Consider the following 5,310-nt stretch of genomic DNA (forward strand, 5'->3'; position numbering starts at 1 on the left):
GGTGTGTGTTTGTTCTTTGAGAACTCAACAGGGTGTTTGATAAGCCAGTGCCAATTGTGATTGATTTTGGCATCCGTTAATAATGGTTGCCAGGTCGCTTTTTCAACTAAGTTTTTGTTGGAGAGTTTGATCCTGGCTCAGGACGAACGCTGGCGGCGTGCTTAACACATGCAAGTCGAGCGGAAAGGCCCTTCGGGGTACTCGAGCGGCGAACGGGTGAGTAACACGTGAGTAACCTGCCCTGGACTTTGGGATAACCCTCGGAAACGGGGGCTAATACCGAATATCCACGGTCTACCGCATGGTGGGTTGTGGAAAGTTTTTCGGTCTGGGATGGGCTCGCGGCCTATCAGCTTGTTGGTGGGGTGATGGCCTACCAAGGCGACGACGGGTAGCCGGCCTGAGAGGGCGACCGGCCACACTGGGACTGAGACACGGCCCAGACTCCTACGGGAGGCAGCAGTGGGGAATATTGCACAATGGGCGGAAGCCTGATGCAGCGACGCCGCGTGAGGGATGACGGCCTTCGGGTTGTAAACCTCTTTCAGCAGGGACGAAGCGAAAGTGACGGTACCTGCAGAAGAAGCGCCGGCCAACTACGTGCCAGCAGCCGCGGTAAGACGTAGGGCGCGAGCGTTGTCCGGATTTATTGGGCGTAAAGAGCTCGTAGGCGGCTTGTCGCGTCGGCTGTGAAATCCCGTGGCTCAACTGCGGGCTTGCAGCCGATACGGGCAGGCTAGAGTTCGGTAGGGGAGACTGGAATTCCTGGTGTAGCGGTGAAATGCGCAGATATCAGGAGGAACACCGGTGGCGAAGGCGGGTCTCTGGGCCGATACTGACGCTGAGGAGCGAAAGCGTGGGGAGCGAACAGGATTAGATACCCTGGTAGTCCACGCTGTAAACGTTGGGCGCTAGGTGTGGGGGGCCTCTCCGGCTCTCTGTGCCGCAGCTAACGCATTAAGCGCCCCGCCTGGGGAGTACGGCCGCAAGGCTAAAACTCAAAGGAATTGACGGGGGCCCGCACAAGCGGCGGAGCATGCGGATTAATTCGATGCAACGCGAAGAACCTTACCTGGGTTTGACATCACCGCAAAACTTCCAGAGATGGGAGGTCCTTCGGGGGCGGTGACAGGTGGTGCATGGCTGTCGTCAGCTCGTGTCGTGAGATGTTGGGTTAAGTCCCGCAACGAGCGCAACCCTCGTTCGATGTTGCCAGCGGGTTATGCCGGGGACTCATCGAAGACTGCCGGGGTCAACTCGGAGGAAGGTGGGGATGACGTCAAGTCATCATGCCCCTTATGTCCAGGGCTTCACGCATGCTACAATGGCCGGTACAATGGGCTGCGATACCGTAAGGTGGAGCGAATCCCAAAAAGCCGGTCTCAGTTCGGATCGGGGTCTGCAACTCGACCCCGTGAAGTCGGAGTCGCTAGTAATCGCAGATCAGCAACGCTGCGGTGAATACGTTCCCGGGCCTTGTACACACCGCCCGTCACGTCACGAAAGTCGGCAACACCCGAAGCCGGTGGCCCAACCCTTGTGGAGGGAGCCGTCGAAGGTGGGGCTGGCGATTGGGACGAAGTCGTAACAAGGTAGCCGTACCGGAAGGTGCGGCTGGATCACCTCCTTTCTAAGGAGCACCTCCTGGCGAAAGCTGGGTAGGAGCCCGCGGGCCGCGAATGACGGTCTGGGGTGCTCAATGGCGGAGACACTGGCTTAGTTAACTTCGGCAACGGCCTCATTGCTCTAGTACGGCTGTCCTTTCGGGGATGGTGTGGAACGAGCTCGTTGGTGCGGCTGGAGATGGCATAAACACCCTGTTGGGTCCTGAAGGAACAAGCATTGAGCTTGTCTTTCTGGGATCGAATCGCCAGGCATGGCCTGGCTCCACATACCGCGGGACCTGTGGGTTCTGGTTTGGTGTGGGGCTGTGGGTTGTGGGTTGGTTGTTTGTTGAGAATTGCACAGTGGACGCGAGCATCTTTGTGGTCAAGTTGTCAAGGGCGAACGGTGGATGCCTTGGCACCAGGAGCCGATGAAGGACGTGGGAGGCCGCGATAGGCCTGGGGGAGCTGCCAACCTAGCTGTGATCCCAGGGTGTCCGAATGGGGTAACCCGGCACCAGTTATGTGGTGTCACCCGCACCTGAATACATAGGGTGTGTGGAGGGAACGCGGGGAAGTGAAACATCTCAGTACCCGTAGGAAGAGAAAACAATAGTGATTCCGTGAGTAGTGGCGAGCGAAAGCGGATTGAGCCTAAACCGGTTGCGTGTGATACCTGTCAGGGGTTGCGTGGTCGGGGTTGTGGGACACCGCATGATGTGCTGACACACATCGAAGAAGTTACAAAACCAGTTGCTAATCGAATGGTCTGGAAAGGCCGACCGTAGACGGTGATAGTCCGGTAGGTGAAAGTGGCTGGTCTTCTGTGGTTGTTCCCGAGTAGCGGCGGACCCCTGTAATCTGCCGTGAATCTGCCAGGACCACCTGGTAAGGCTGAATACTTCCTGGTGACCGATAGCGGACGAGTACCGTGAGGGAATGGTGAAAAGTACCCCGGGAGGGGAGTGAAATAGTACCTGAAACCGTTCGCCTACAATCCGTCGGAGCCTTTAGGGGTGACGGCGTGCCTTTTGAAGAATGAGCCTGCGAGTTAGTGGCACGTGGCGAGGTTAACCCGTGTGGGGGAGCCGTAGCGAAAGCGAGTCCGAATAGGGCGTTGAGTCGCGTGTTCTAGACCCGAAGCGGAGTGATCTAGCCATGGGCAGGCTGAAGCGCGGGTAAGACCGCGTGGAGGGCCGAACCCACCAACGTTGAAAAGTTGGGGGATGACCTGTGGTTAGGGGTGAAAGGCCAATCAAACTCCGTGATAGCTGGTTCTCCCCGAAATGCATTTAGGTGCAGCGTCGCGTGTTTCTTGCCGGAGGTAGAGCACTGGATGATCTAGGGGGCCTACAAGCTTACCGAAATCAGCCAAACTCCGAATGCCGGTAAGTGAGAGCGCGGCAGTGAGACTGCGGGGGATAAGCTTCGTAGTCGAGAGGGAAACAGCCCAGATCACCAGCTAAGGCCCCTAAGCGTGTGCTAAGTGGAAAAGGATGTGGGGTCGCTTAGACAACCAGGAGGTTGGCTTAGAAGCAGCCACCCTTTAAAGAGTGCGTAATAGCTCACTGGTCAAGTGGTTCCGCGCCGACAATGTAGCGGGGCTCAAGTACACCGCCGAAGCTGTGGCATTCACATATTAACCAGGCTGTGGCCCTTGTGGTTACGGTCCAGGTGTGTGGATGGGTAGGGGAGCGTCGTGCCGCGAGTGAAGCAGCCGAGTGATCGAGTTGTGGACGCGGTACGAGTGAGAATGCAGGCATGAGTAGCGCAAGAAGGGTGAGAAACCCTTCCGCCGGATGACCAAGGGTTCCAGGGCCAGGCTAATCCGCCCTGGGTGAGTCGGGACCTAAGGCGAGGCCGAGAGGCGTAGTCGATGGACAACGGGTTGATATTCCCGTACCCGCGAAAGAGCGTCCCTGATGAACCTTACTGTGCTAACCACCCAAACCGCCGGCGGCCTTCGGGCTTATGGTGGGGAGCGTGGGAACCTGGTGGGTAGTAGTCAAGCGATGGGGTGACGCAGGAAGGTAGCTGATCCCGGCCGGTGGTTGTGCCGGGGTAAGCGTGTAGCCCGCACCATAGGCAAATCCGTGGTGCATAGAGGGTGAGACGTGATGCCGAGCCGATTCAGGTGAAGTCAGTGATCCTATGCTGCCGAGAAAAGCCTCTAGCGAGTTCTTAGCGGCCCGTACCCCAAACCGACACAGGTGGTCAGGTAGAGAATACCAAGGCGACGGGCGAACTGTGGTTAAGGAACTCGGCAAATTACCCCCGTAACTTCGGGAGAAGGGGGGCCGGACACGTGAAGCAACACGCTTGTGGAGCGTGGTATGGCCGCAGAGACCAGGGGGAAGCGACTGTTTACTAAAAACACAGGTCCATGCGAAGAAGTAATTCGATGTATATGGACTGACGCCTGCCCGGTGCTGGAACGTTAAGGGGACCTGTTAGCTCTTCGGGGCGAAGCGGAGAACTTAAGCGCCAGTAAACGGCGGTGGTAACTATAACCATCCTAAGGTAGCGAAATTCCTTGTCGGGTAAGTTCCGACCTGCACGAATGGCGTAACGACTTCCCTACTGTCTCAACCACAGGCCCGGCGAAATTGCATTACGAGTAAAGATGCTCGTTACGCGCGGCAGGACGGAAAGACCCCGGGACCTTTACTATAGCTTGACATTGGTATCTGAGTTAATTTGTGTAGGATAGGTGGGAGCCGGTGAAGCTCGTACGCCAGTACGGGTGGAGGCAATCTTGAAATACCACTCTGGTTGATTCGGGTATCTAACTTCGGACCGTTATCCGGTTCAGGGACAGTGTCTGGTGGGTAGTTTAACTGGGGCGGTTGCCTCCTAAAGAGTAACGGAGGCGCCCAAAGGTTCCCTCAGCCTGGTTGGCAATCAGGTGTTGAGTGTAAGTGCACAAGGGAGCTTGACTGTGAGACTGACAGGTCGAGCAGGGACGAAAGTCGGGACTAGTGATCCGGCACCGGCATGTGGAAGCGGTGTCGCTCAACGGATAAAAGGTACCCCGGGGATAACAGGCTGATCTTCCCCAAGAGTCCATATCGACGGGATGGTTTGGCACCTCGATGTCGGCTCGTCGCATCCTGGGGCTGTAGCAGGTCCCAAGGGTTGGGCTGTTCGCCCATTAAAGCGGTACGCGAGCTGGGTTTAGAACGTCGTGAGACAGTTCGGTCCCTATCCGCCGTGCGCGTAGGATACTTGAGAAGGGCTGTCCCTAGTACGAGAGGACCGGGACGGACGAACCTCTGGTGTGCCAGTTGTCCCGCCAGGGGCACGGCTGGTTAGCTACGTTCGGAAGGGATAACCGCTGAAAGCATCTAAGCGGGAAGCTCGCTTCAAGATGAGGTATCCCACCCACACTTGTGTGGGGTAAGGCCCCCAGCTAGACCACTGGGTTGATAGGCAGGAAATGTAAGCCCGGTAACGGGTTCAGTTGACCTGTACTAATAGGCCGAGGACTTGACCTACAAAGCTGCTACGCGTCCACTGTGCAACTCCCGACAAACAAACACCACGCTTGCCTTGGTTGGCGCGATCGGTTGTTTGATATGTCGATAGAGTTACGGCGGTCATGGCGGAGGGGAAACGCCCGGTCACATTCCGAACCCGGAAGCTAAGCCCTCCAGCGCCGATGGTACTGCACCCGGGAGGGTGTGGGAGAGTAGGACACCGCCGGACA

At 57.3% G+C, this 5,310-nt stretch carries 3 rRNA genes; all 3 read left to right on the top strand.

Annotated features, from left to right (window positions below):
- The first annotated feature begins 114 nt into the window (after positions 1–114).
- Positions 115–1,630 (top strand): 16S ribosomal RNA (locus tag BLV39_RS42105).
- A 357-nt stretch (positions 1,631–1,987) separates the two neighbouring features.
- A 23S ribosomal RNA gene (locus BLV39_RS42110) occupies positions 1,988–5,098 on the top strand.
- 94 nt (positions 5,099–5,192) lie between these two features.
- Positions 5,193–5,309, top strand: a 5S ribosomal RNA gene (rrf, locus tag BLV39_RS42115).
- The 16S, 23S and 5S rRNA genes sit together here, the layout of an rRNA operon.
- Position 5,310: the final 1 nt, after the last annotated feature.

The organism is Asanoa ishikariensis, assembly GCF_900107455.1.
In the GTDB taxonomy this organism is placed as follows: domain Bacteria; phylum Actinomycetota; class Actinomycetes; order Mycobacteriales; family Micromonosporaceae; genus Asanoa; species Asanoa ishikariensis.